Below are 24,860 nucleotides of genomic sequence, written 5' to 3'. Positions count from 1 at the left end.
CGGCCCCCCGGCCCATGGTCTGCCGGTATGCCCGGTATGCCCGGTCCGGCCCCCGGGCGCGCCTCAGACGGTGTCCGGCTGGACGGGCTCGATGCGGACCGCGCAGACCTTGAACTCCGGCATGCGGGAAGTGGGGTCGAGGGCCGGGTTGGTCAGGGTGTTGGCGCGGCCCTCGCCCGGCCAGTGGAAGGGCATGAAGACCGTGTCCGCGCGGATGGCGTCCGTGATGCGCGCCGGTGCCACGGCGCGGCCGCGGCGGGAGACGACCGCCAGGGGGCTGCCGTCGACCGCACCGATGCGGGCGGCGAGGCGCGGGTGGAGTTCCACGAAGGCACCGGGAGCGGCCTCGTTGAGCTCGTCCACCCGGCGGGTCTGTGCACCGGACTGGTACTGGGCGACCACGCGGCCGGTGGTGAGCAGGAGCGGGTAGTCCGCGTCGGGGACCTCGGCGGCGTCGCGGTGGACGACGGGGACGAAGCGGGCCCGGCCGTCGTCGGTGGCGAAGCGGTCCAGGAAGAGCCGCTCGGTGCCGGGCGACCCTTCCGGGCACGGCCAGAAGACGCCCTGTTCGGACACGATGCGGTCGTAGGTGATACCCGAGTAGTCCGCGGGGCCGCCGGCCGAGGCACGGCGCAGTTCACCGAAGACCTCTTCGGGGTCGGTGGGGAAGCCCTTCTCCACGCCCAGGCGGGCGGCGAGCCCGTGCAGGACTTCCAGGTCGCTGCGGACGCCCGGGGGCGGGGTGAGGGCGCGGCGCCGCAGCAGGACGCGGCCCTCCAGGTTGGTGGTGGTGCCGGTCTCCTCCGCCCACTGGGTGACGGGCAGGACGACGTCGGCGAGGGCGGCCGTCTCGGAGAGCACGACGTCGGCCACGGCGAGGAAGTCCAGGGAGCGGATCCGGTCCTCGACGTGGGCGGCGCGCGGGGCGGAGACCACCGGGTTGGAGCCCATCAGCAGCAGGGACTTCACGTCGGTGCCGAGGGCGTCGAGGAGTTCGTAGGCGCTGCGGCCGGGACCGGGGAGGGCGTCCGGGTCGACGCCCCAGACCTCGGCGACGTGCGCCCGCGCGGCGGGGTCGGTGAGCTTGCGGTAGCCGGGGAGCTGGTCGGCCTTCTGGCCGTGCTCGCGTCCGCCCTGGCCGTTGCCCTGGCCGGTGAGGCAGCCGTAGCCGGAGTGGAGGCGGCCGGCCCGGCCGGTGGCCAGGCACAGGTTGATCCAGGCGCCGACTGTGTCGGTGCCCTTGGACTGCTGCTCCGGACCGCGGGCGGTCAGGACCATCGCGGACTCGGGGGCGCAGAAGAGGCCGACCGCCTCGCGCAGGGCCGGGACCGGGACGCCGGTGATGCGTTCCACCAGCTCGGGCCAGTGGGCCATGGCGGCGGCCCGGGCCTCCTCCCACCCGGTGGTGCGGGCGGCGATGAACTCCTCGTCGGTGCGGCCGTCGGCGACCACGAGGTGCAGCAGCCCCAGGGCGAGGGCGAGGTCGGTGCCGGGGCGCGGAGCCAGGTGCAGGTCGGCCTGTTCGGCGGTGCGGGTGCGGCGCGGGTCCACGACGATGAGGGTGCCGCCGTTCGCCTTGAGCTCGGTGAGGAAGCGCAGGGCGGGCGGCATGGTTTCGGCCGGGTTCGAGCCGACGAGGATCACGCAGCCGGTACGGGGGATGTCCTCCAGCGGGAAGGGCAGGCCGCGGTCCAGCCCGAAGGCCTTCTGGTGGGCGGCGGCGGCCGAGGACATGCAGAAGCGGCCGTTGTAGTCGATCTGCGAGGTGCGCAGGGCGACGCGGGCGAACTTGCCGAGCGCGTACGCCTTCTCGTTGGTGAGGCCGCCGCCGCCGAAGACCCCGACCGCGTCCGGCCCGTGCACGTGGGCCGTGCGGGCGAGTCCCGCGGCGACCGCGTCGAGGGCCTCCTCCCAGGTGGCGGGTTCGAGCCGCCCTGCGTGGGTGCGGACGAGCGGCTCGGTCAGGCGCACCCGGGAGGAGAGCACGGCGGGGGCGGTGCGGCCCTTGCCGCACAGCGCGCCCCGGTTGACCGGGAAGTCGGCGCGCTCCTCCACCGTCACGCCCGTGCCGCCCGGCTGGGGGCGCAGGTTCATCCCGCACTGCAGCGCGCAGTAGGGGCAGTGCGTGGCGGTGGCGGTGGCTTCCGGCGTGTGCATGCGGTCCAGCGTGCGTCGGCGGTGTTACGCCCGCCGCCACTGCCGCGTTACGGATGGGGGTGCTGCACCTCAGCGCGGTGCGCCGCCGCCGGTGAGGGCTGCGGTGAGAGCCGGCCGCAGCTCGGGCCGGTCGAGGATTTCCACGAACACGATCCGGCCGTGGACGACGTCGAGGATCAGGTGTCCCCGGTCCGGGAGCAGCTGCACGCAGCGGTGGCCCGGCCCGTACGGCGTCCCCGCCGGGTGGGGTGCGGTGCGGAAGCTCTGGCAGAAGTCGTCGCCGCAGCCGCAGTCGGCGACGAGCCGGAGGTCGTGGGCGCAGACGGCGAGATCGCGTTCGCCCTCCTCCTCCAGCAGCCGCACGAGTTCGGCGCTCAGCCCGGGGAGGACGTCGCGCATGAGGGGTGCGGCGGTGTGGTCGTCCTGGTGCACGGGCCGACCGTAACCCGGCACCCCCGTCCGCGGCGCGCCCCTTTCACGGCCCCTACGGACCGAGACCGCCGGAGATGCGGTGCCCACCGGCCGCCGGTGCGGCAGCGGCCGGCAGCCACCACGGCAGCGGCAGCCGTCCAGCGGTCAGTGGCCCCTCAGGTGCTGCACCGTGAAGCCCGCGGTCCAGCCGCCGTCCACCGCGAGCTCGGCGCCCGTCATGTACCCGGCGGCGTCGGACAGGAGGAACGCGACCGCGGCGGCCACCTCCTCGGGGACGCCGACGCGGCCCATGGGGGTCAGGCCGGCGGCGGAGGAGGTGTTGACGATGGAACCGCCGCCCTGCGCCCGCAGCAGGGGGATCGCGGTCTTGATCCCGATGAACACGCCGACCAGGTTGATCTCGACGACCCGGCGGAAGGCCTCGACGCTCTCGTGCTCCAGCAACCGGCCGGAGGCGATGCCGGGGTTGTTCACGAGGCCGTCGATCCGGCCGAACTCGGCGACCGCGTAGGCGGAAAATCCAGCGGTGCGTCAGTCTGCCAGAGCCGCCAGCGCCCGCGACACCCCTTGTTCCTTCGGCCCCAGGAAGTGCGGGGCCGGCTTGAAGGCGGCGTCCAGAGCCGCCTTCCCCGAGGCGAAGAACTCGCGCGCCTGGCCGTAGTACCACGTGGAGTCGTGCACATCGGCGACTCCGACGCCGTAGGGGTCCAGGCCGGCCGCCCGGCACAGGGCGACGGCCCTGCGTATGTGGAAGCCCTGGGTGACCAGCACGGCCCGGTCGACCCCGAAGATCTCCTTGGCCCGCACGCAGGAGTCCCAGGTGTCGAAGCCCGCATAGTCGCTGACGATCCGCCCGTCCGGGACCCCCTTCCCCGTCAGGTACGTGCGCATGGCGTCGGGCTCGTCGTACTCCCGGCGGCTGTTGTCCCCCGTGACCAGGACGACCTTGACCTTGCCGGTGCGGTACAACTCGGCGGCGGCGTCCAGCCGGTCGGCGAGGTAGGGGGTGGGCCGCCCGCGCCACAGGCCGGCCCCGAACACCACCGCCACGTCGGCGGCGGGCGCGTCGGCCGTCGTCCGCAGCCGGTCGGCGGCCGACGCGTGCGTCCACGCCGACGGGAGCAGCGCCAGCACGCAGCCCGCCATGACCGCCTGCACCGCCAGCCGCCTGCCCCGTACCCCGCGCGGCCGTCTCGGCCACCGCGGCCGTTCCGGCCGCCCCGACCGCCTCGATCGCTCCGGCCGCCACTCCCCCACGGCACCCACCGCGCCCACCACAGCCCGCGCCCGCACCAGCACGCCCACCCGGATCCGCACCAGCGCCGGCACCAGCACCCGTGCCCCCACCCGGCTCTTGATCTCCATGACCGCCCCTCCCGCACACCGCCCGGACCACACACCGTTCGCACACATTGACGATCACCGCCCGGCGCGGAGTTCCGTTCCCGCCCCCTTTCACTCGTACGAACGACCGAGTGAGCACCCGGCAAACACCCGTCACCCCCGCGCAACGCAGCGGCAACGTCCACCCCGCAGGATCGGTCCATGACGGAGCCGGTGCACCCTCCCGACATCCCCTCCCTCCCGTTCGGCAGCGCGGCCGAGCTGCTGACCCGGATCACCACCCAACTCGGCACGCAGCTCAGCGGACTGCGACCGCCCCGCACCCGCCCCCTCGGAGACCACCCATGCAGCAGCCCACCCTCGTCGCCGTGGCCCACGGCAGCCGCGACCCGCGCGCCCTGCGCACCGCCCTCGCCCTCCTCGAACGGGTCCGCGAGCTCCGCCCGCGGCTCGACGTCCGGCTCGGCCACATCGAGCTGAACGAGCCGCTGCTCGACGACACGCTGCGCGCGACGTCCGGCGCGGCCGTGCTCGTCCCGCTGCTGCTCGGCCGCGGGCACCACGTCAAGCACGACCTTCCCGCGGCCGCCGCCCGGGCCCCCCACCTGCGCATCCGCGTGGCTTCCCCACTGGGCCCCCACCCCCTGCTCGCCGAGGCGCTGCGCGACCGGCTCGTGGAGGCCGGCTGGAGCGCCGGCACCGCCGTGGTGCTGGCCGCCGCCGGCTCCCGCGACCCCGACTCGGCGGCCGACACCCGCCGCACCGCCGCGCTGCTCTCCGGCCGTCTCGGCGGCGTCCCCGTGGTGCCGGCCTACGCCTCGGCCGCCGCGCCCAGCGCGCCCGAGGCGGTCCGGGCGCTCGCCGCCCGCGGCCACCACCGGATCGCCGTGGCCTCGTACTTCGCCGCTCCCGGCCGCTTCGCCACCCAGACCGCCGCGGCCTCGCCCGCCCTCGCCGCCGCCCCGCTGGGCGACCATCCGGCCCTGGCCCGGCTGCTGCTGCGCCGCTACGACGAGGCCCTGGGCCGTCCCGCGGCCCGCCTCCGGCCGGAACTCGTCTCCGCCTGATCCCGGTTTGTCAGTCGTTGCGGTTACCGTCTTGTCATGGAAGGCACCGCGCACGCCCCCGCAGACGACCTCTACTCGCCCTACGACCCGGCCGACACCGAGCGCTTCGCCGCCGAGCCCGACAAACGGCCCGGGCGCACCGCCTTCCAGCGCGACCGCGCCCGCGTTCTGCACTCCGCCGCGCTGCGCCGCCTCGCCGGAAAGACCCAGGTGGTCACCCCCGGCACCCGCTCCTACGACTGGGACGCCAGCCCCCGCACCCGCCTCACGCACTCGCTGGAGTGCGCCCAGGTCGGACGCGAGCTCGGCGCCGCCCTCGGCTGCGACCCCGACCTCGTGGAGGCCGCCTGCCTCTCGCACGACATGGGCCACCCGCCCTTCGGCCACAACGGCGAGGAGGCGCTCAACGAGTTCGCCAAGGACTGCGGCGGATTCGAGGGCAACGCCCAGTCGCTGCGCCTGCTGACGCGGCTGGAGCCGAAGCGCTTCGTGCCCGACCCGGCGAGCGGGCAGCCGGTCAGCGTCGGCCTCAACCTCACCCGGGCCTGCCTGGACGCCGCCACCAAGTACCCGTGGGCGCGCGGCGGCCACCCGACCGACCCCGACTCGGTCAAGTTCGGCGCGTACGAGGACGACCTGCCGGTCTTCGAGTGGCTGCGCCGCGGCGCGCCCGCCGACCGCAAGTGCTTCGAGGCCCAGGTCATGGACTGGGCGGACGACGTCGCCTACTCCGTCCACGACTTCGAGGACGGCCTGCACGCCGGGCACCTCGATCCCAACCTCCTCTTCGCCGAGCCCGAACGGGCCGCGATCTGGCAGGTCGCCATCGGCCGGTACGTCCCCGCCGACACCTCCCCCGAGGAACTGCGCGCCGCCCTCGACCGGCTGATGGAGCAGGAGTGGTGGCCGCACGGGTACGACGGTTCCGCCGTCGCCCAGGCCCGGCTGAAGGACGCCACGAGCCAGCTGATCGGCCGGTTCTGCCTGGCGGCGGAGGGCGCCACCCGGGAGGCGTACGGCTCGGGCCGCCTCACCCGGTACGGCGCCGAGCTGGTGGTCCCGCGCGAGGCGCGCCAGGAGTGCGCGGTCCTCAAGGCCGTCGCCGACCTGTATGTCATGCAGCGTGAGGAGCAGGAGCGCATCCGCGCCGACCAGCGCATCGTCCTGGCCGAACTGGCCGAGGCGCTCAGCGCCCGCGCCCCCGAGGGCCTGGACCCGCAGTTCCGCGCCATCTTCGACGCCGCCGGCGACGACAAGGCCAGGAAGCGGGCGGTCATCGACCAGATCGCGTGCCTCACCGACGCTTCCGCCCGTTCCCTGCACGCGCGTCTCACCCGGCGCACCCGACGCGCCGAGGGGTGAGCCGATCGAGCCACTCCCCCTTCACGCGGCAGGCTCAGTGCGGGACGCTCGCATGTGCTCGCATGTGGCGCAGAGGTTATGAGGAGGCATCAGGTGGTCGACGCACACCGGACGTTCGTCATCGTCGGCGCGGGGCTCGCCGGGGCGAAGGCGGCCGAAACGCTGAGGTCCGAGGGGTTCACGGGGCGGGTGATCCTGATCGGCGACGAGCGTGACCATCCGTACGAGCGCCCCCCGCTGTCCAAGGGCTACCTGACCGGCAAGGAGGAGCGCGAGAGCGTCTTCGTCCACGAGCCGTCCTGGTACGCGGCGTCCGACATCGAGCTGCACCTCGGCCAGCCCGCGGTCCACCTCGACCGGGAGGCCAAGCGGGTGGTCCTCGGTGACGGCACGGTCGTGCACTACGACAAGCTGCTGCTGGCCACCGGTGCCGAGCCGCGCCGCCTGGACATCCCCGGCACCGGGCTGGCCGGGGTGCACCACCTGCGCCGGCTCGCGCACGCCGAGCGGCTGCGCCACGTCCTGGCGGGCCTCGGCAGGGACAACGGCCATCTGCTGATCGCCGGCGCCGGCTGGATCGGCCTGGAGGTCGCCGCCGCGGCCCGCGGGTACGGCGCCGAGGTGACCGTCGTCGAGCCGGAGGCCACCGCGCTGCACGCCGTGCTCGGCCCCGAGATCGGCCGGCTCTTCGGCGACCTCCACGCCGACCACGGGGTCCGCTTCCACTTCGGTGCCCGGCTGACCGAGATCATCGGCCAGGACGGCATGGTGCTGGCCGCCCGTACGGACGACGGGGAGGAGCACCCCGCGCACGCGGTGCTCGCCGCGATCGGGGCCGCGCCGCGGACGGCGCTCGCGGAGACCTCGGGACTGGCCCTCGTCGACCGGGAGCACGGTGGCGGCATCGCCGTGGACGCCTCCCTGTGCACGTCGGACCCCGACATCTACGCCGTGGGCGACGTGGCGGCCGCCCACCACCCCGCCGTGGGGACCCGGCTGCGCGTGGAGCACTGGGCGAACGCGCTGAACGGCGGCCCGGCCGCCGCCCGCGCGATGCTGGGCCACCCGGTCAGCTACGACCGGGTGCCGTACTTCTTCTCCGACCAGTACGACGTGGGCCTGGAGTACTCGGGCTACGCCCCGCCGGGCGGCTACGACCAGGTGCTGATCCGGGGGGACGTGGGCAAGCGGGAGTTCATCGCGTTCTGGTTGTCGGAGGGACGCGTCCTCGCCGGAATGAACGTGAACGTGTGGGACGTCACCGAGCACATCCAGGCCCTGATCAGGTCCAAGACCGCCGTGGACCGCGAAGCCCTTTCGGACCCGTCGGTTCCGCTTGCCTCGCTGGTTCCGGTGGAGGGGGCCTGACGGGTTTGTCCGCGCCCGGCCGTAGACTTCACGGGTGGCAGGACGGATCAACGACGACGACGTGAAGGCGGTACGGGACGCGGTCCCGATCGACGCCGTGGTCTCCGACTACCTCCAACTGCGCAACGCCGGCGGCGGCAACCTCAAGGGCCTGTGCCCCTTCCACGACGAGAAGTCCCCCTCCTTCCAGGTCAGCCCCAGCAAGGGCCTCTACCACTGCTTCGGCTGCCAGGCGGGCGGGGACACCCTCGACTTCGTCATGAAGATCGACCACCTCTCCTTCTCCGAGGCGGTCGAACGCCTGGCAGGCCTGGCCGGGATCACCCTGCGGTACGAGGAGGGCGGCTACACCGCCGGCACCAGCGGCCGCGGTGAGCGCATCCGGCTGGTCGAGGCCCACCGGGAGGCCGCCCGCTTCTACGTCGGCCAGCTGGAGGGCCCCGAGGCCGAGATCGGCCGCAAGTTCCTGGCGGAGCGCGGCTTCGACCAGGCCGCGGCCGCCCACTTCGGCGTCGGGTACAGCCCGGCCGGCTGGGACCACCTGACCCGCTTCCTGCGCGGCAAGGGCTTCACCGACAAGGAACTGATCACCTCGGGGCTCGCCCAGGACAGCCGCAGCGGCAAGCCGATCGACCGCTTCCGCGGCCGCCTGATGTGGCCGATCCGCGACATCAGCGGCGAGGTGGTCGGCTTCGGCGCGCGCAAGCTGCGCGACGACGACAACGGGCCCAAGTACCTGAACACCCCCGAGACGGCGATCTACAAGAAGTCCCAGGTCCTGTACGGCATCGATCTGGCGAAGAAGGAGATCGCGAAGACCTCCCGGGCCGTGGTCGTCGAGGGCTACACGGACGTGATGGCCTGCCACCTGGCCGGCGTCACCACCGCGATCGCGACCTGTGGCACCGCCTTCGGCGGCGACCACATCAAGATCCTGCGCCGGCTGCTGATGGACAACGCCACCGCCGAGGTGATCTTCACGTTCGACGGCGACGCGGCCGGGCAGAAGGCCGCCCTGCGCGCCTTCGAGGACGACCAGAAGTTCGCGGCCGAGACCTCCATCGCGATCACCCCGGGCGGGATGGACCCCTGCGACCTGCGCCTGGCGCAGGGGGACGCGGCGGTGGCCGCCCTGGTGGAGTCCCGTACGCCGCTGTTCGAGTTCGCCCTGCGACACATCGTCGCCCGGCACAACCTGGAGAACCCGGCGGGGCGGGCCGCCGCCCTGGACGAGGCGGCTCCGGTGGTCGCCAACATCAAGAACATCGCCATCCAACACGAGTCGGCGGTCCAGCTGGCGGGCATGCTGGGCATCCGCGACGAGCAGTTCGTGGTCAAGCGGGTCGCCCAGCTCGCCCGGTGGGCGCGCGAGCGCGGCCAGGGCGGCGGACCGCAGGGCGGGCAGCACGGCGGTCCGCAGCGGGGCGGCCCCCAGCGCGGCCGATCCTCCTACGAGGCCGTGGAGGCCCCGGCTCCGCAGCCGGCCGGGGGTCCCGCGCTGAACCTGCGCAGCCCCGCCCACCGCACCGAGCGCGAGCTGCTGAAGCTGGCCCTCCAGCGGCCGGCCCTGGTCTCCCCGGCCTTCGACGCGTACGGGATGGACGAGTTCACCGCTCCGCCCTACGCCGCCGTGCGCCAGGCGATCCTGGACGCGGGCGGCGCCGCGCTCGGCACGGAGGACTATCTGGCCCGGGTCCGCGAGGCCGCCCCCAACGACACCGTGCGCGCCCTCGTCACGGAGCTGGCGGTCGAGGCCATCCACGCGAAGACGGTGGACGAGGTCTACGCCGGGGTCCAGCTCGTCCAGGTACGGCTGCGCGCCGTCGACCGCCGGGTCCACGAGATCCAGGGCACGCTGTCCCGGCTGGGCCCGCATGCCCCGCCCGAGCAACTGGCGGCCGTGCAGGAGGAGCTGTGGGTCCTCCAGCAGTACGGCCAGCGCCTGCGCAACCGCGGTGCCGAAGGGCTGTAGGCCTCAGGCACTCAGGCCTCGTGCCTGGAGGGCGCGGCGGACCGGTTGAACCAGTCTCCGCCGGGTATCTCGGTCCCGCGTTCCCGCAAGTCGCGGGCGATCAGAGGGGAGGCGAGGTACACCCAGGCGCGCACCGCGGTGCCGTCCGGTCGCACGGCGTCACGGGCCATCCGGTCGTAGACGTTCCCCGGCCGGCCCGGCCCCTCGTACTCCTCCAGCTGGTCCAGGGCGGCGAGCAGCTCCGCGTAGCCGCCGGCCGCCGCCGTGATCAGCTCCCCGACGACGGTGGCGCCCGGCCGGTGGACCGCGTAGGGGTAGCCCGGTCCGTCGTAGAGGGCCGCGTCCGGCAGCCGGGCGGGCTCCTCGGAGGCGGTGCGGCCCCGCAGGAACAGGGCGTGGTTGACCTCGCCGGGGCGCAGGGTCCCGTACACGAAGAACGGGAGCGCGGCGGTGGTCGTCTCCTGCGGCCGTTCGACCGATGTCACGGAGCCCTCCCTCGGGTATGGCGCAGCGCTCCGCGGCCGGGCCGAAGGTCCCGGCTCCTCCGCTGCGCCCCACCACGGTACGCACGGCTGTTCCTGGCGAACCCGACCGGCCGGGGTGCGGCGGCCGCGGGCACCCTGCCATCGGCCGTCCGGAGCATCCGGTCACCCGGACGGCGCGGGCGGCCCTGACGGCTCCGACCCCTTTCTGACCTGCGCCGACAATTCCCGAGGGCGGGCAGCGCGGCGGACCTGACGGGACATCAGCAGGCGGGCGGCGGCCGGGCCGGGTTTCCTCGGAGAGCACGACCCCGTGTCTTCAGGGAGAGTCCCATGCGCCGACGTACCGCCCACGTGCTGACCGCGACCACGCTGACCCTCGTCGCGTTCACCGGCCCGGTCGCCGGCGTGGTCGCCGCCGCGGACCTCGGCGTGGTGGGCTTCGCGCCCGGAGACTTCGCCGCGCTGGAGGTCTGGCCGAAGTCCGCCGCCCCCGGCGCGACCGTCACCGTGAACACCACGGCCTGCGGCCCCGGGGGCCACGCCGACGGCGATGCCACCACGGTCGGCGGCGGCCGGTTCAAGCTGGTCCGGGGCACCCACAAGGAGGTCGTCGTGGGCCAGTTCCAGGTGGCCCGCGGCACCCGGCCCGGCACTTACGGCATCGGTGCGACCTGCGCGAACGGCAAGTTCGCCACCGGCGACCTGGTGGTCACCGAACGCGGCCCGCAGGGCCACGTCAACACCGGGGTGGGCGGTGGCACGACCACCACCACCGACCCCGCCAAGATCGCGGCGGGAGCGGCCGTACTGGCCGCGACCGCCGTCGGCGGTACCTGGCTCCTGCGTCGCCGGGCGAGCGGCACGCGGAGCTGACGGACGCCCACCGCGGCTCCGGCCGCGGTCCGACCGGTACCGTCCCCCGTCGCCCGCCCCCGCGAGGTCCCCCCCGTTCGCGGGGCCGGGCGACGGCCACTGACTTCGGACGAGACGCGGAGGGGGTACGCATGGCCGGCGACTTCCGCCCCACCGCCCGCCACGGGGGACTCCTCGCACTCGCCGCCTGCATCGGCATCTGGCTCGTCACCAGTGGTTCCCGTGAGCCGGTCGGGCCTCCGCTGCCCTCCCCCGCCGAGGCCCTGACCGCCGCCGGCACCGTGGGCCCCGGCATCGCCCCGCTGCCCGGCTCGCCGCCCGGGCGGATCAGGATCCCCTCCATCCGGGTGGACGCCCCTCTGATCGGACTCGGGCTGGACCGGGCCGGGCACCTTGAGGTCCCCCCGCCCGACCGGCGCGACCTGGCCGGCTGGTACCGCGAGGGCACCACCCCGGGCGCCACCGGCACCGCCGTGATCGCAGGGCACGTGGACGACACCGCCGGGCCGGCGGTCTTCTACCACCTGGGCGCGCTGCGCCGCGGCGCCTCCATCGAGGTCCTGCGCGCGGACGGCCGCACGGCCGTGTTCACGGTCCACGCGGTCGAGGTCCACGACGCCAGGACCTTCCCCGACACCCGTGTGTACGGCCCTTCGTCCCGTGCCGAGCTGCGGGTGATCACCTGCGGCGGCGGGTTCTCACCGCGTACGGGCTACCGCGGCAACGTGGTCGTCTTCGCCCACCTCACCGGCACGTACTGAGCGGCTCCGGCCGGTCAGCCCCACTGCTCCAGGCCGAGCTTGACCACCAGCGCGCCGACCACCGTCAGCAGGACACCGCGGACGAAGCCGCTGCCCTTCTTGAGTGCCATCCGCGCACCGATCATGCCGCCGGCCAGGTTGAACACCGCCATCAGCGCGGCCAGCTGCCACAGCACCATGCCCTGGTGGGCGAACATTGCGAGCGCCCCCGCGTTGGTGCAGCAGTTGACGATCTTGGCGGTGGCGGAGGCCGTCACCAGGTCGAGGTGGAGCAGGGCGGTCAGGGCGAGCACCAGGAAGGTGCCGGTGCCCGGCCCGATGAGGCCGTCGTAGAAGCCGATGCCCAGTCCGGCGAGAGCGATGGCGAGCAGCACCCGGGCACGGCTGACGGGCGAGGCGGAGGGGACGGTGCCGAAGCCCGGCCGGAAGAGCACGAAGCCTGCGACGACCACCAGCACGACCATGATCATCGGCCGGAGGGCGTCCTTGCTGATACCGCCCGCGAGCGCGGCGCCGCCCATGGACCCGGCGAGCGCGGCCAGACCGATGCGGACGGCGAGCTTCACGTCCACGGGGGCCTTGCGGACGTAGGTGACGGCTGCACCGGCCGTCCCGACGATGGCCACCGCCTTGTTGGTGCCGAGGACGGTGGCGGGATGGGCGTTGGGCACGCCGAGCAGGAGGGCGGGCAGGAGCAGCAGGCCGCCGCCGCCCACCACCGCGTCGATCCAGCCCGCCGCAGCGGCCGCCACGCACAGCACGATGATCATGGTCGTTGATATGTCAGGCACGTACTGACCTTATGGAGCTGTCGGGTGCACTCGCCATGCAATCTTCGGAAACTTGCGCAAAGGTTGAGCTTCGCCCGGCCGGACCCGGTCCGGGCCACCGCAGCGGCCGGCACGGACCGCACGGGAGAGGCGCGGCGCAGAGCACACCGGGCCGCGTCGAGGGCCGCGGGGGAGGCCTCACCGGCCCGTGCACCGGACGCTGAGGTCGGCGTTCCGTCCGGGTAACAGGAGCGATGCGGCGGGGAAACAGCGGCCGCGCACCCTCGTGGCATGACCTCGGAACAGCGTGTGGTGGTGATCGGCGGCGGCCTCGCGGGCCTGCGGCTCGCGGACCGGCTGGGCCCGGCCGCGACGGTGACCGTCCTCGGCGAGGAGTCCCACGTCCCGTACAACCGGGTCCTGCTCGCGGAGGTCCTGGCGGGCCGGTACGCGCCGGTGGTGACCGCCCTCCCGGCTCCCGGGCAGGCGCTGCGGCGCGGAGTCCGGGCGGTGCGCGTCGACCGGGCGGAACGGGCCGTGCACTGCGACGACGGCACGGTGGCCCCGTACGACACGCTGGTCCTGGCCACCGGCTCGAACGCAGTGCTCCCGCCGCTGCGCGGGCTGTTCGAGCCGGAGGGCCGGGAACTGCCCGACGGGGTGCATGCGTTCCGCACGATGGACGACTGCCTGGCCCTCTCCGCGGCCGTACGCCCCGGGGTGCGGGCGGTGGTGATCGGCGGGGGCCTGCTGGGCGTCTCGGCCGCCCGGGCGCTCGCCGCACGCGGCGCCGTGGTGGTCCTCGCCCAGCAGGGCGAGCGCCTGATGGAGCGCCACCTGGACGCCGAGGCCTCCACCCTGCTGGCGACACACCTGACCGAGCTGGGCGTGGAGATCCACACCGAGTGCCGGGTCCGCGGCCTCGTCACCACGGGATCACCCACAGCCCGGCTGCCGGGACTGCGCCTCACATCCCCTGCCCGGCGCACCGGCCGGGCGGAGGCCGGGATCCGGCGCGGCGACGACACCCCGCGCAAGGTCACCGGCGTCGAGCTCGCCGACGGCTACCGGCTGGAGGCCGAACTCGTGGTGCTGGCATGCGGCGTACGCCCCCGCACCGGTCTCGCCAAGGCCGCCGGCCTGGACGTGCGCACCGGCATCGTGGTCGACGACCACTTGCGCACCAGTGACCCGCACATCCACGCCATCGGCGACTGCGCCGAGCACGCCGGCCACGTCTACGGGCTCGCGGGCGCCGCCCTGGAGCAGGCCGACGCGCTCGCCGCGGTCCTGACGGGCGGCTCCGCCCCCTACACGGGCACCCGCGCCCTCACCCGCCTCACCCTCGGCGGAGCCGGACAGGGCTCCCTTGACCTCGCCGCCTTCGGCGAGACCACCCCCCGCCCCGGCGACGACGTGGTCCGTCTCGCCGACGGCACCCGGCGCACCTACCGCAAGGTCGTCCTGCGCGGCGACCGCCTCGTCGGCGGGGTGCTGCTCGGCGAGCTGTCCACGGTGGGCGCCCTCGCCCGTACCTGGGAGGGCGGAGAAGCACCGCACGACCTGTTCCACCTGCTCACCGACGACGGAGGCCACTGACATGACCGAGCCCTCGCCCACGATCGTGCTCATCGGGCACGGCATGGTCGGCCAGCGCTACCTCGAAGCGCTCGCCGAGCGCGGGGTCACCGCCACGCACCGGATCACCGTGCTCTGCGAAGAGCCCCGGCCCGCCTACGACCGTGTGCACCTGACCTCGTACTTCTCCGGCAGCACCCCCGAGGACCTGTCCATGACGCCCGCCGGGTTCATGGAGGAGCACGGCATCTCCCTCCACCTCGACGACCCGGCCGAGCACATCGACCGGGCGGCCCGCACGGTCACCTCCCGCTCCGGGCGGGTGTTCCCGTACGACGTCCTGGTCCTGGCCACCGGCAGCTACCCCTTCGTCCCGCCCGTCCCCGGCAAGGACGCCCCCGGCTGCTTCGTCTACCGCACCATCGAGGACCTCCTCGCCATCGAGGAGTACGCGAAGGGCAGGACCGCCGGCGCGGTCGTCGGCGGCGGTCTGCTCGGGCTGGAGGCCGCGGGCGCCCTCCAGGGGCTCGGTCTCACCACCCGCATCGTCGAGTTCGCCCCGCGCCTGATGCCGGTCCAGGTCGACGAGGGCGGCGGCGCGGCGCTGCTGCGCACCATCGAGTCCATGGGCCTCACCGTCCACACCGGTGTCGGCACCCAGGAAGTGGTGACCGGCGAGGACGGCCGGGTCAGCGGAATGCGGCTCTCCGACGGCTCCGCCGTCGACACCGACCTCGTGGTCTTCTCGGCCGGCGTCCGCCCCCGCGACCAACTGGCCCGCGACGCCGGCCTGGACGTCGGTGAGCGCGGCGGTATCGCGGTCGACGCCCGCTGCCGCACCTCCGACCCCCACGTCTACGCCATCGGCGAGTGCGCCCTCGCCGTCGACGGCCGCGTCTACGGCCTGGTCGCCCCCGGCTACGAGATGGCCGAGACCGCCGCCGACGACCTGCTGGGCCGGGAGAAGGAGTTCACCGGCGCCGACCTCTCCACCAAGCTCAAGCTGCTCGGCGTGGACGTGGCCTCCTTCGGCGACGCCCACGGCAACGCCCCCGACAGCCTGGACGTCGTCTGGTCGGACTCCCGCTCCGGCGTCTACAAGAAGCTCGTGGTCTCCCCCGAGGGGGTCCTCCTCGGCGGGGTCCTGGTCGGCGACGCCGACGCGTACGGACTGCTGCGGCCGCTGACCGGCAGCGTCCCGCCCGTCGCGCCCGAGCAGCTGGTCCTGCCCGCGGGCGTCGGTGCACCCGTCGCACTCGGCCCGTCCGCCCTCCCGGACGACGCGGTGATCTGCTCCTGCCACAACGTCACGAAGAAGGCCATCACCGCCTGCGCCACCCTGCCCGAGGTCAAGAAGTGCACGAAGGCGGGCACCGGCTGCGGCAGCTGCATCAAGGTGATCGGCCAGCTGCTCCCGGCCTCCGCCGACAAGGGGCTGTGCGGCTGCTTCCCCTACACCCGCGCCGAGCTCTACGAGATCGTCCGCACCCGCCGGCTGACCTCCTACGAGGAGATCCTCGACGGCCACGGCCGCCCCGAGGCCCGCGGCGGCGACGGCTGCGAGGTCTGCAAGCCGGCGATCGGCTCGATCATCGCCTCGCTCGCGGCGACGCTCGGCGCGAGCGGCTACGTCCTGGACGGCGCACAGGCGGCCCTGCAGGACACCAACGACCACTTCCTCGCGAACATGCAGCGCAACGGCTCCTACTCGGTCGTCCCGCGCATCCCGGGCGGGGAGATCACCCCCGACAAGCTGATCGTGATCGGCGAGGTGGCCCGTGATTTCGGGCTCTACACGAAGATCACCGGCGGTCAGCGCATCGACCTGTTCGGCGCGAGCGTGGACCAGCTCCCGCGTATCTGGGCGCGCCTCGTCGACGCGGGCTTCGAGTCGGGGCACGCCTACGGCAAGGCGCTGCGCACGGTGAAGTCCTGCGTCGGGCAGACCTGGTGCCGCTACGGCGTCCAGGACAGCGTCCGCATGGCCATCGACCTGGAGCTGCGCTACCGGGGCCTGCGCGCCCCGCACAAGCTCAAGTCGGCGGTGTCGGGCTGCGCCCGCGAGTGCGCGGAGGCGCAGAGCAAGGACTTCGGGGTCATCGCGACCGCGAGCGGCTGGAACCTGTACGTGGGCGGCAACGGCGGGGCCACACCGCGCCACGCCGACCTGCTGGCCCAGGACCTGTCCGACGCGGAACTGGTCCGGCTCATCGACCGGTTCCTGATGTTCTACATCCGCACCGCCGACCGGCTGGAGCGGACCTCCACCTGGCTGGAGCGGCTGGAGGGCGGCCTCGACCACCTGCGGGACGTGGTCGTGCACGACTCGCTGGGGCTGTGCGCCGAGCTGGAGTCCTTGATGGCCGACCACGTGGCCCATTACCGCGACGAGTGGGCCGAGACGCTCCAGGACCCGGAGCGCCTGCGCCGGTTCGTGTCCTTCGTGAACGCGCCCGGCGCCCCCGACCCGACCGTGCGGTTCGTCCCCGAGCGCGACCAGGTCAAGCCCGACCTGGCCGTCCTGACCATAGGAGGTGCCGTCCGATGACCGTGGAACTGCAAGTGGCGCAGGGCTGGCTGACGGTGTGCGAGCTGTCGGCCCTCGTCCCCGGGCGAGGGGTCGCGGCGCTGCTGCCGGACGGCAGCCAGGCCGCGGTGTTCGTCGACCGCGCGGGGCGTGCGTACGCCATCGGCAACCAGGACCCCTTCACGGGGGCGCAGGTCCTCTCGCGGGGCCTGGTCGGGGCGGCGGCGGGCCGGCCCTTCGTGGCCTCCCCGCTGCTCAAGCAGCGCTTCGACCTGGAGACGGGGCGCTGCCTGGACGACGAGGAGGTGGTGGTCCGCACCTACCCGGTGCGGACCGCCGCGACCTCCTGACCGGCAGGGGGAGAGGGGCCCGGTCGTCAGTCCTGCTTCTGGACGACGGCCGGGTCCATCCACATGATCTCCCAGGTGTGGCCGTCCAGGTCGTCGAAGGCACGGCCGTACATGACGCCGTGGTCCTGGGCCGGACGGGGTTCGGTGGCGCCGGCCGCGACGGCCGCGTCCACCAGCCGGTCGACCGCGGTGCGGCTCTCGGCGCTCAGGCACAGGAGCACCTCGGACGTCTTCGTGGCGTCCGCGATCTCCTTGTGGGTGAAGTCCTTGTAGCGGGCCTCGGTGAGGAGCATCGCGACGATGGTGTCGCTGATGACCATGGAGGCGCAGTTCTCGTCGGTGAACTGGGCGTTGAAGCCGTAGCCCAGCTTGCCCCAGAAGGCCTTGCTGGCGTCCAGGTCCTTGACGGGCAGGTTGACGAAGATCATGGTCGCGGACATCGAGGTCCTTCTCTCTGCTTGCTCGGTCGGTGCTGTCGAGAGGTAGACCGGGAGGCTGCGGACAACTCATCGCCGTGCGCGAACTTTTTTGGAACTTTTCTGGCGGACCGGCGAATGTGCAGGTCAGAGCGGTGCCCACGGCTGCGGCTCCACCTCGTCCCCGGCCGCTCGGCGCCCCAAACGCCGGCCGCCGAGACAGGCCGGAACTGGCCGGTGCGGACCACCGGGCGTCCGGTGCCGCCGGCGCCGGACGGCGGGGGTCTTCGCGGACGCGGCGCTGTGCGAACGCCCTCCGCGGTCCGGGGAATCGGCGCGGGACCTATGCGTCCTGCTTCCGGCGGGCTTCGGGCTGCGAAAGCCGCGGGGCGCGGAAAACTCATGCAGCGGGATTGAACGCCGACCGGTCGCCCGGGCGTAATGAGGATTTGGCGCCACGGCAACTGGCGCCTCCTAGGTTCCTCGACGCGTGCGACCCCGCGTCCGACCGGCCGCGGGGCCTTCCTCCCACAGGAGTGACCGTGGAACGTCGTACCTTCCTGCGCGGCGCAGTGATCGGATCGTCGGCGGCCGCCTTCGGCGGCACGTTGATGCACGGGGCGGCCTACGCGGCGCCCGCCCAGCCCGGCGCCGGTCCGTACGGGGCGCTCGGCGCCGCCGACGCCAACGGCATCATGCTCCCCAGCGGCTTCACCAGCCGGGTGATCGCCCGCTCGGGCCAGACCGTCAGCGGTACTTCGTACACCTGGCACAACGCCCCGGACGGCGGGGCCTGTTTCGCCGACGGCTCGGGCTGGATCTACGTGTCCAACTCGGAGATCAACCCCTCCGGCGGCGCGAGCGCGGTGAAGTTCAACTCCTCCGGCACCGTCACCGGTGCCTACCGGATCCTCTCGGGCACCCGGCAGAACTGCGCCGGCGGCCGGACCCCGTGGAACACCTGGCTGTCCTGCGAGGAGGTCAGCCTCGGCTACGTCTACGAGACCGACCCGTACGGCGTGAACGCGGCGGTGCGGCGCCCGGCGATGGGCCGCTTCAAGCACGAGGCCGCCGCGGCGGACCCGGTGCGCAAGGTCGTCTACCTGACCGAGGACGAGTCGGACGGCTGCTTATACCGCTTCGTGCCCACCACGTGGGGCAACCTCTCCTCCGGCACCCTCCAGGTCCTCAAGGCCGGAACGGGCACCTCCGGCTCCTTCACCTGGCAGAACGTCCCGGACCCGGACGGCTCGCCGACCGTGACCCGCAGCCAGGTCTCCGGCGCCAAGAGGTTCAGCGGCGGCGAGGGCTGCCACTACGCCAACGACACCGTCTGGTTCACCACCAAGGGCGACAACCGGGTCTGGCAGCTCAACCTCACGAACAGCACCTACGAGCTCGCCTATGACGACTCGCTCGTGCCCGGCGGCGCCGCCCCGCTGACGGGCGTCGACAACGTCACCGGCTCCTCGTACGGCGACCTGTACGTCGCCGAGGACGGCGGCACCATGGAGATCTGCGTGATCACCCCGGACGACGTGGTCGCGCCGTTCCTGCGGATCACCGGACAGTCCTCCTCGGAGATCTGCGGCCCGGCCTTCTCCCCCGCCGGCAACCGCCTCTACTTCTCCAGTCAGCGCGGTACGAGCGGCAGCTCCTCCGGCGGCATCACCTACGAGGTGACCGGTCCGTTCCGGACCTGACGGACGGCTCCCGGCGGCCCCCGACCCCTCCAGGGCCGGGGGCCGCCGGCGTCTCAGGAGGCCACCGCCCCGCCCTTGAGGAGGGCCGCCCCCAGCGGGGTCACGGTGTGCAGGACGGCATTGCCGCGGCGCAGGGTGGTGACCAGGCCCGCTTCGCGCATCACGCAGGCGTGCTGGCTCGCGGAGGCCAGCGAGACACCCGCACGGCGCGCCAGCTCGCTGGTGGTGGCGCCGTCCCCGATGGCCCGCAGCACCACCGAGCGGGTGTGCCCGACCAGCTTGCCGAGGGTCCTGTGGCGCTGCTCCTCCGCCGGCCGGGCCGCCTCGCCGCTGCCGGGGGCGGAGGCGAGCTGCGCGGCGGCGGGGTAGACCAGCACCGGGGGCAGCTCCGGGTCGTGCAGGGTCACCGCGGTGCGCCGGCAGAAGAAGGACGGCTGGAGCAGCAGCCCGCGCCCGCGCAGCCGGACGTCCCGGTCCACCGGGTAGTCGCACTCCAGCACCGGGGCCCGCCAGCGCAGCATGGGCGGCAGCGAGGCCAGCAGCTCGTCGGCGCCGCCGTCGAGCAACGCGCGGCCGCGTGCCGCCCGTTCGGCTTCTATCTGGGCCTGTATGTGGGTCCAGTACGGCTCCACGGCGGCCCGGTGGTAGGCGCGCAGCTCGCCCATGAGCCGGGGCAGCTGCTTGGTGCCGCCCTCCATGAAGTCCCGCAGCCGCGGCGTTGTGGGCGCCCCGGCACCGAGGAGCTGGAGCTCGCGGCGCATCCGCTCGGGACGGATCCCGCGCAGCGCGTCGAGGCCCACGTCCCACCCGTACTGCCCCTCCACAGGGGTCAGGAAATCCGGGAAATAACCACGACTCGGTATGAGCATACCGAGCGTGCGTGTTTCACTATTCAACCTGCTCCGGGTTTCAGTACGCCATTCACCGAACAACCGGGCGTCACGCCGGTCTCTTAAGCGGTGAAAGCTGAGAATGGTTTCCCACAACGCATCGGGACGCCCTGCCATCCGTACACGTGCCAGGTCCACTCCAGTGAAATGGATACGCAGCACCGAACCCCCACCTGTGCAACCGCAATCCCCCCGCCCCATGAGTATGCACGCAGTCACACGTGGTCACCACGCCCTTTCGGCCACAGTTGAAACCCCTTTCGGCAGGGGCGTGACAACCGAAATCCTGTACTCCGCCGGGCACACTCCGGTGCGACCGAAACGCTCCGCGAAGGCCGTGGGGGGCTTTGCGGGGCCTGGCGGTCGGTCGCACTGGGAAGCGCCGACGTGCCCGGCAGAATGACAGCGGCGGTGGACGGGTGGGGATCCGTCCACCGCCTGCTGGCGTTAAGACTTGTTGAACAAACAAATGAGGCGCGCCCGCCCCCGGGCAGTCAGGGAACCCGGGGACGAGCGCGGTCTGTGGGGCCCCTGGGGGCCCGGCGGAGTCAGCGGCTGTCGCTGCCCTTCGCCTCGGCGGCGGCGCGGCCGGCCTCCAGGCGCGCCACCGGGATCCGGAAGGGCGAGCAGGAGACGTAGTCGAGGCCGACCTCGTGGAAGAAGTGGACGGACTCGGGGTCACCGCCGTGCTCGCCGCAGACGCCGAGCTTGAGGTCCGGACGCGTGGCCCGGCCCTGCTCCACCGCGTGGCGGACGAGGGAGCCGACACCGTCCTTGTCGATGGTCTCGAAGGGCGAGACCCCGAAGATGCCCTTCTCCAGGTACGCGGTGAAGAAGCTGGCCTCGACGTCGTCGCGGGAGAAGCCCCACACCGTCTGGGTCAGGTCGTTGGTGCCGAAGGAGAAGAACTGCGCGGCCTCGGCGATCTGGGCGGCCGTCAGGGCGGCGCGCGGCAGCTCGATCATGGTGCCGATGGAGAGCTTGAGGGTGGTGCCGGTGGCGGCCTCGACCTCGGCGATGACCGCGTCGGCCTCCTCGCGGACGATCTCCAGCTCCTGAACGGTGCCCACGAGCGGGATCATGATCTCGACCCGCGGGTCGCCCTTGGCGTTTTTGCGCTCGGCCGCGGCCTCGGCGATCGCCCGGACCTGCATGGCGAACAGGCCGGGGATGACCAGGCCCAGGCGGACGCCGCGCAGGCCCAGCATCGGGTTCTGCTCGTGCAGCTTGTGGACGGCCTGGAGCAGGCGCAGATCGTTCTCGTTGGCGTCCTTGCGGGACTCGGCGAGGGCGACGCGCACCGACAGCTCGGTGATGTCGGGCAGGAACTCGTGCAGCGGCGGGTCGAGCAGGCGGACGGTGACGGGCAGGCCGTCCATCGCCTCGAACAGCTCGATGAAGTCCTGCTTCTGCAGCGGCAGCAGGGCACTGAGTGCCTCTTCGCGCTCGTCGTCGGTGTCGGCGAGGATCAGGCGCTCGACCATCTCGCGGCGCTCACCGAGGAACATGTGCTCGGTGCGGCACAGGCCGATGCCCTGGGCGCCGAAGCGGCGGGCGCGCAGCGCGTCCTCGGCGTTGTCGGCGTTGGCGCGCACCCGCAGGCGGCGCACGCGGTCCGCGTAGGCCATGATCCGGTGCACGGCGGCGACCAGCTCGTCGGCGTCGTCGGCGCCGGCGTGCATGCGGCCCTCGAAGTACTCGACGACCGGGGACGGTACGACGGGTACCTCGCCGAGGTAGACCTTGCCGGTGGAGCCGTCGATGGAGACGACGTCGCCCTCTTCGATGACCGTGTCGCCGACCGTCATGCGGCGGCGCTTGGTGTCGACGTCGAGTTCCTCGGCACCGCAGACGCAGGTCTTGCCCATGCCGCGGGCGACGACGGCGGCGTGGGAGGTCTTGCCGCCCCGCGAGGTCAGGATGCCCTCGGAGGCGATCATGCCGTCCAGGTCGTCCGGGTTGGTCTCACGGCGGATCAGGATGACCTTCTCGCCGGACCGGGACCACTTCACGGCCGTGTAGGAGTCGAAGACGGCCTTGCCGACCGCCGCGCCCGGGGAGGCGGCGATGCCGCGGCCCAGCAGGGTGGTCTTGGCGCCCTCGTCGAAGCGCGGGAACATCAGCTGCGCGAGCTGGTGGCCGCTGACCCGCTGGAGGGCCTCGGCCTCGTCGATCAGGCCCTGGTCCACGAGCTGGGTGGCGATGCGGAAGGCGGCGCCGGCGGTGCGCTTGCCGACGCGCGTCTGGAGCATCCACAGCTGACCGCGCTCGATCGTGAACTCGATGTCGCAGAGGTCCTTGTAGTGGGTCTCCAGCGTGCTCATGATCGTCATGAGCTGGTCGTACGAGGCCTTGTCGATGGACTCCAGGTCAGCGAGCGGCACGGTGTTGCGGATGCCGGCGACGACGTCCTCGCCCTGGGCGTTCTGGAGGTAGTCGCCGTAGACGCCCGCGTGGCCGCTGGCGGGGTCGCGGGTGAAGGCGACGCCGGTGCCGGAGTCGGGGCCGAGGTTGCCGAAGACCATGGAGCAGACGTTGACCGCGGTGCCCAGGTCGCTCGGGATGCGCTCCTGGCGGCGGTAGAGCTTGGCGCGGTCGGTGTTCCAGGAGTTGAAGACGGCCTCGACCGCGAGGTCCATCTGCTCGCGGGCGTCCTGCGGGAACTCGCGGCCGGCCTCCTTCGCCACGATCTTCTTGAAGACCTTGACGAGCTTCTTCAGGTCGGCGGCGTCGAGGTCGGTGTCGACGGTGACCTTCTTGGCGGCCTTGGCCTCGTCCAGGGCGTCCTCGAAGAGCTCGCCCTCGACGCCGAGGACCGTCTTGCCGAACATCTGGATCAGGCGGCGGTACGAGTCCCACGCGAACCGCTCGTCACCGGCCTGGGCGGCGAGGCCGGCGACCGACTCGTCGGAGAGGCCGATGTTGAGGACGGTGTCCATCATGCCGGGCATGGAGAACTTGGCGCCGGAACGCACGGAGACCAGCAGCGGGTCGTCCGACTGACCGAGCTTCTTGCCCATCTTCGACTCGAGCGCCGCAAGGTGGGCACTGACCTCGTCGCGCAGCGCGGCCGGGGCCGAGCCGCTCTCGAGGTAGACCTTGCAGGCCTCGGTGGTGATGGTGAAGCCGGGAGGAACCGGGAGACCCAGGTTGGTCATCTCGGCGAGGTTGGCTCCCTTGCCGCCGAGGAGGTCCTTGAGGTCGCGATTGCCCTCGGTGAAGTCGTAGACGAACTTCTGATCTTTGTTTTCCGACACGGGTCTCGACTCCTCGAGGCTCGGTGGCTGCCCTGACGGCCAGGAACATACCCAGATCGAAGGCTTCTGGGTACGTCCACTTGGCCGTCATACGGCTGTAACCACCCGTGCGCCAGCAGATCGAAAGTAACTCAAGGGTAACCAGAAAGGCCGATCAGCGTTCAGGTCCCGAAGGAGGAAGGGGCTCGTGAGGCTTGTTCACGCTCGGATGAGCGATCATCGATACATTTGCGTTCAAGTCTTGAACGCACAAAGGGTGGCACCCAGTGCCACCCTTTGAAAGTCTTACCCGTGACTTATCTGCTCATCTGAGCGAAACCTCTCCCATGCGTGGTGTATATCACGCACCACGCAGGGCGATTTGTCAGCCTCCGGAGGTGTCCAGTTCCGCGTCCTCGCTCACACCGGCGCAGTCGTACGGATCCTTCAGCCAGCCGTCCGGCAGGACAACTCGGTTGTTTCCGGACGTCCGGCCGCGCGGACCGTCGGCACTCTCCGGCCAGGCTTGATCCAGATCGAGCTCGCTCAGATGAGCGCTCAACTCGACCAGCGACGAGGTCACCGCGAGCTTCTTGCGCATCTCCGAACCGACCGAGAAGCCCTTCAGGTACCAGGCGACGTGCTTACGGAAGTCGATCACGCCGCGCGTCTCGTCACCGATCCACTCCCCCAGCAGCTGGGCGTGCCGGTGCATGGTCTGCGCGACCTCGCGCAGCGTCGGACGGTGGAAGTCCTCCGGCCGGCCCTCGAAGGCCGCCACCAGGTCGTTGAAGAGCCAGGGGCGTCCCAGGCAGCCCCTGCCCACGACCACGCCGTCGCAGCCGGTCTCGCGGACCATGCGCAGGGCGTCCTCCGCGCACCAGATGTCGCCGTTGCCGAGGACCGGTATCTCCGGCACGTGCTCCTTGAGCCGCGCGATGGCGTCCCAGTCGGCGGTGCCGCCGTAGTGCTGGGCGGTGGTCCGGCCGTGCAGGGCGATGGCGGTGACCCCCTCCTCGACGGCGATGCGGCCGGCGTCGAGATAGGTGAGGTGGTCGTCGTCGATGCCCTTGCGCATCTTCATCGTCACCGGCAGGTCGCCCGCCCCGGCGACGGCCTCGCGCAGGATCGCGCGCAGCAGGTTGCGCTTGTACGGGAGCGCCGAGCCGCCACCCTTGCGGGTGACCTTGGGGACGGGGCAGCCGAAGTTCAGGTCGATGTGGTCGGCGCGGTCCTCCTCGACGATCATCCGGACCGCCTTGCCGACCGTCACCGGGTCGACCCCGTACAGCTGAATCGACCGGGGCTTCTCGGTCTCGTCGAAGTGGATCAGCTGCATGGTCTTCTCGTTGCGCTCGACCAGAGCGCGGGTCGTGATCATCTCGCTCACGAACAGCCCCTTGCCGCCCGAGAACTCCCGGCAGAGGGTACGGAACGGGGCATTGGTGATGCCGGCCATGGGGGCGAGCACCACCGGGGGCTGCACGGTGTGCGGGCCGATCGCGAGCGGCGGGGGGAGCGTGGTCATCCGCCCATTGTCCCGCATGCCGAGGGGGTCGCGCGGACGTA

The 24,860-nt window shown here is 72.6% G+C and carries 19 protein-coding genes and 1 pseudogene; 10 read left to right on the top strand and 10 right to left on the bottom strand.

Annotation, left to right across the window (positions count from 1 at the left end; translation table 11 throughout):
- Nucleotides 1-63: 63 nt before the first annotated feature.
- The 4 genes and pseudogenes from IF89_RS0104075 to IF89_RS0104060 all read right to left on the bottom strand — a co-directional run bounded on the left by IF89_RS0104075 (nucleotide 64) and on the right by IF89_RS0104060 (nucleotide 3,954).
- A complete protein-coding gene (locus tag IF89_RS0104075; RefSeq protein ID WP_030761189.1) occupies nucleotides 64-2,157 on the bottom strand; it encodes a molybdopterin oxidoreductase family protein in 2,094 nt (697 codons plus the stop codon).
- A gap of 69 nt (nucleotides 2,158-2,226) precedes the next feature.
- Entirely contained in the window at nucleotides 2,227-2,589 is a 363-nt protein-coding gene (locus IF89_RS0104070; protein ID WP_234327648.1) for a hypothetical protein, read from the bottom strand.
- Nucleotides 2,590-2,733: 144 nt separating this feature from the next.
- Nucleotides 2,734-3,102: pseudogene (locus IF89_RS0104065) on the bottom strand (SDR family oxidoreductase); the annotation flags it as partial.
- Between the two features lie 18 nt (nucleotides 3,103-3,120).
- Nucleotides 3,121-3,954, bottom strand: a complete 834-nt coding sequence (locus IF89_RS0104060) for a SanA/YdcF family protein (protein WP_324605298.1) — start codon at nucleotides 3,952-3,954, stop codon at nucleotides 3,121-3,123.
- A 323-nt stretch (nucleotides 3,955-4,277) separates the two neighbouring features.
- Here IF89_RS0104060 and IF89_RS0104055 point away from each other — a divergent pair, with 323 nt between their 5' ends.
- The 4 genes from IF89_RS0104055 (at nucleotide 4,278) to dnaG (ending at nucleotide 9,702) form a co-directional block, all read left to right on the top strand.
- Entirely contained in the window at nucleotides 4,278-5,000 is a 723-nt protein-coding gene (locus IF89_RS0104055; RefSeq protein ID WP_051806758.1) for a sirohydrochlorin chelatase, read from the top strand.
- Nucleotides 5,001-5,036: 36 nt separating this feature from the next.
- Nucleotides 5,037-6,362 (top strand): deoxyguanosinetriphosphate triphosphohydrolase, encoded by a 1,326-nt coding sequence (locus IF89_RS0104050; protein WP_030761177.1) that lies wholly within the window; start codon nucleotides 5,037-5,039, stop codon nucleotides 6,360-6,362.
- A gap of 93 nt (nucleotides 6,363-6,455) precedes the next feature.
- The gene (locus IF89_RS0104045; protein WP_030761174.1) at nucleotides 6,456-7,730 is read left to right on the top strand and encodes an NAD(P)/FAD-dependent oxidoreductase; all 1,275 of its coding nucleotides are present in this window, start codon (nucleotides 6,456-6,458) and stop codon (nucleotides 7,728-7,730) included.
- Between the two features lie 34 nt (nucleotides 7,731-7,764).
- The gene (gene dnaG / locus IF89_RS0104040; RefSeq protein ID WP_030761170.1) at nucleotides 7,765-9,702 is read left to right on the top strand and encodes a DNA primase; all 1,938 of its coding nucleotides are present in this window, start codon (nucleotides 7,765-7,767) and stop codon (nucleotides 9,700-9,702) included.
- Between the two features lie 11 nt (nucleotides 9,703-9,713).
- Here the strand turns inward: dnaG and IF89_RS0104035 are convergent, their stop codons facing one another.
- Nucleotides 9,714-10,187, bottom strand: a complete 474-nt coding sequence (locus IF89_RS0104035; RefSeq protein ID WP_051806757.1) for a gamma-glutamylcyclotransferase family protein — start codon at nucleotides 10,185-10,187, stop codon at nucleotides 9,714-9,716.
- 330 nt (nucleotides 10,188-10,517) lie between these two features.
- On the opposite strand from IF89_RS0104035, the gene IF89_RS0104030 reads away from it, so the two are divergent.
- Nucleotides 10,518-11,060, top strand: coding sequence for a hypothetical protein (locus tag IF89_RS0104030; protein WP_063831241.1), 543 nt, complete (start codon nucleotides 10,518-10,520; stop codon nucleotides 11,058-11,060).
- A 131-nt stretch (nucleotides 11,061-11,191) separates the two neighbouring features.
- The gene (locus tag IF89_RS0104025) at nucleotides 11,192-11,821 is read left to right on the top strand and encodes a class F sortase (protein WP_030761161.1); all 630 of its coding nucleotides are present in this window, start codon (nucleotides 11,192-11,194) and stop codon (nucleotides 11,819-11,821) included.
- Nucleotides 11,822-11,835: 14 nt separating this feature from the next.
- Here IF89_RS0104025 and IF89_RS0104020 read toward each other — a convergent pair whose 3' ends face one another.
- Nucleotides 11,836-12,612, bottom strand: a complete 777-nt coding sequence (locus IF89_RS0104020) for a sulfite exporter TauE/SafE family protein (protein ID WP_030761158.1) — start codon at nucleotides 12,610-12,612, stop codon at nucleotides 11,836-11,838.
- A 270-nt stretch (nucleotides 12,613-12,882) separates the two neighbouring features.
- On the opposite strand from IF89_RS0104020, the gene IF89_RS0104015 reads away from it, so the two are divergent.
- The 3 genes from IF89_RS0104015 to nirD are packed head-to-tail and all read left to right on the top strand — an operon-like array spanning nucleotide 12,883 to nucleotide 17,046.
- Nucleotides 12,883-14,190 (top strand): NAD(P)/FAD-dependent oxidoreductase, encoded by a 1,308-nt coding sequence (locus IF89_RS0104015; protein ID WP_030761156.1) that lies wholly within the window; start codon nucleotides 12,883-12,885, stop codon nucleotides 14,188-14,190.
- A gap of 1 nt (nucleotide 14,191) precedes the next feature.
- Complete coding sequence (gene nirB / locus IF89_RS0104010) at nucleotides 14,192-16,717, top strand: nitrite reductase large subunit NirB (protein ID WP_030761153.1); 2,526 nt, start codon at nucleotides 14,192-14,194, stop codon at nucleotides 16,715-16,717.
- Complete coding sequence (nirD, locus tag IF89_RS0104005) at nucleotides 16,714-17,046, top strand: nitrite reductase small subunit NirD (protein ID WP_030761150.1); 333 nt, start codon at nucleotides 16,714-16,716, stop codon at nucleotides 17,044-17,046. The genes nirB and nirD overlap by 4 nt, the downstream gene beginning before the upstream one ends.
- A gap of 26 nt (nucleotides 17,047-17,072) precedes the next feature.
- On the opposite strand, the gene IF89_RS0104000 is transcribed toward nirD, so the two are convergent.
- Nucleotides 17,073-17,486: a VOC family protein gene (locus IF89_RS0104000; RefSeq protein ID WP_030761147.1), complete on the bottom strand. Its 414-nt coding sequence runs from the start codon at nucleotides 17,484-17,486 to the stop codon at nucleotides 17,073-17,075.
- A 518-nt stretch (nucleotides 17,487-18,004) separates the two neighbouring features.
- On the opposite strand from IF89_RS0104000, the gene IF89_RS0103995 reads away from it, so the two are divergent.
- A complete protein-coding gene (locus IF89_RS0103995; RefSeq protein WP_030761144.1) occupies nucleotides 18,005-19,165 on the top strand; it encodes an alkaline phosphatase PhoX in 1,161 nt (386 codons plus the stop codon).
- A 53-nt stretch (nucleotides 19,166-19,218) separates the two neighbouring features.
- On the opposite strand, the gene IF89_RS37620 is transcribed toward IF89_RS0103995, so the two are convergent.
- From IF89_RS37620 to dusB, 3 genes are all read right to left on the bottom strand, one after another.
- Nucleotides 19,219-20,217, bottom strand: coding sequence for an ArsR/SmtB family transcription factor (locus tag IF89_RS37620; protein ID WP_030761141.1), 999 nt, complete (start codon nucleotides 20,215-20,217; stop codon nucleotides 19,219-19,221).
- 386 nt (nucleotides 20,218-20,603) lie between these two features.
- Complete coding sequence (ppdK, locus tag IF89_RS0103985) at nucleotides 20,604-23,312, bottom strand: pyruvate, phosphate dikinase (protein WP_030761138.1); 2,709 nt, start codon at nucleotides 23,310-23,312, stop codon at nucleotides 20,604-20,606.
- 364 nt (nucleotides 23,313-23,676) lie between these two features.
- Nucleotides 23,677-24,837 (bottom strand): tRNA dihydrouridine synthase DusB, encoded by a 1,161-nt coding sequence (gene dusB, locus IF89_RS0103980; RefSeq protein ID WP_078628068.1) that lies wholly within the window; start codon nucleotides 24,835-24,837, stop codon nucleotides 23,677-23,679.
- Nucleotides 24,838-24,860 lie beyond the last annotated feature (23 nt).

The sequence above is a fragment of the Streptomyces sp. NRRL F-2664 genome, assembly GCF_000719345.1.
GTDB lineage: Bacteria > Actinomycetota > Actinomycetes > Streptomycetales > Streptomycetaceae > Streptomyces.
The sequence above is the reverse complement of the archived record's forward strand: the minus strand, read 5'-3'. Positions and strand labels throughout refer to the sequence as shown.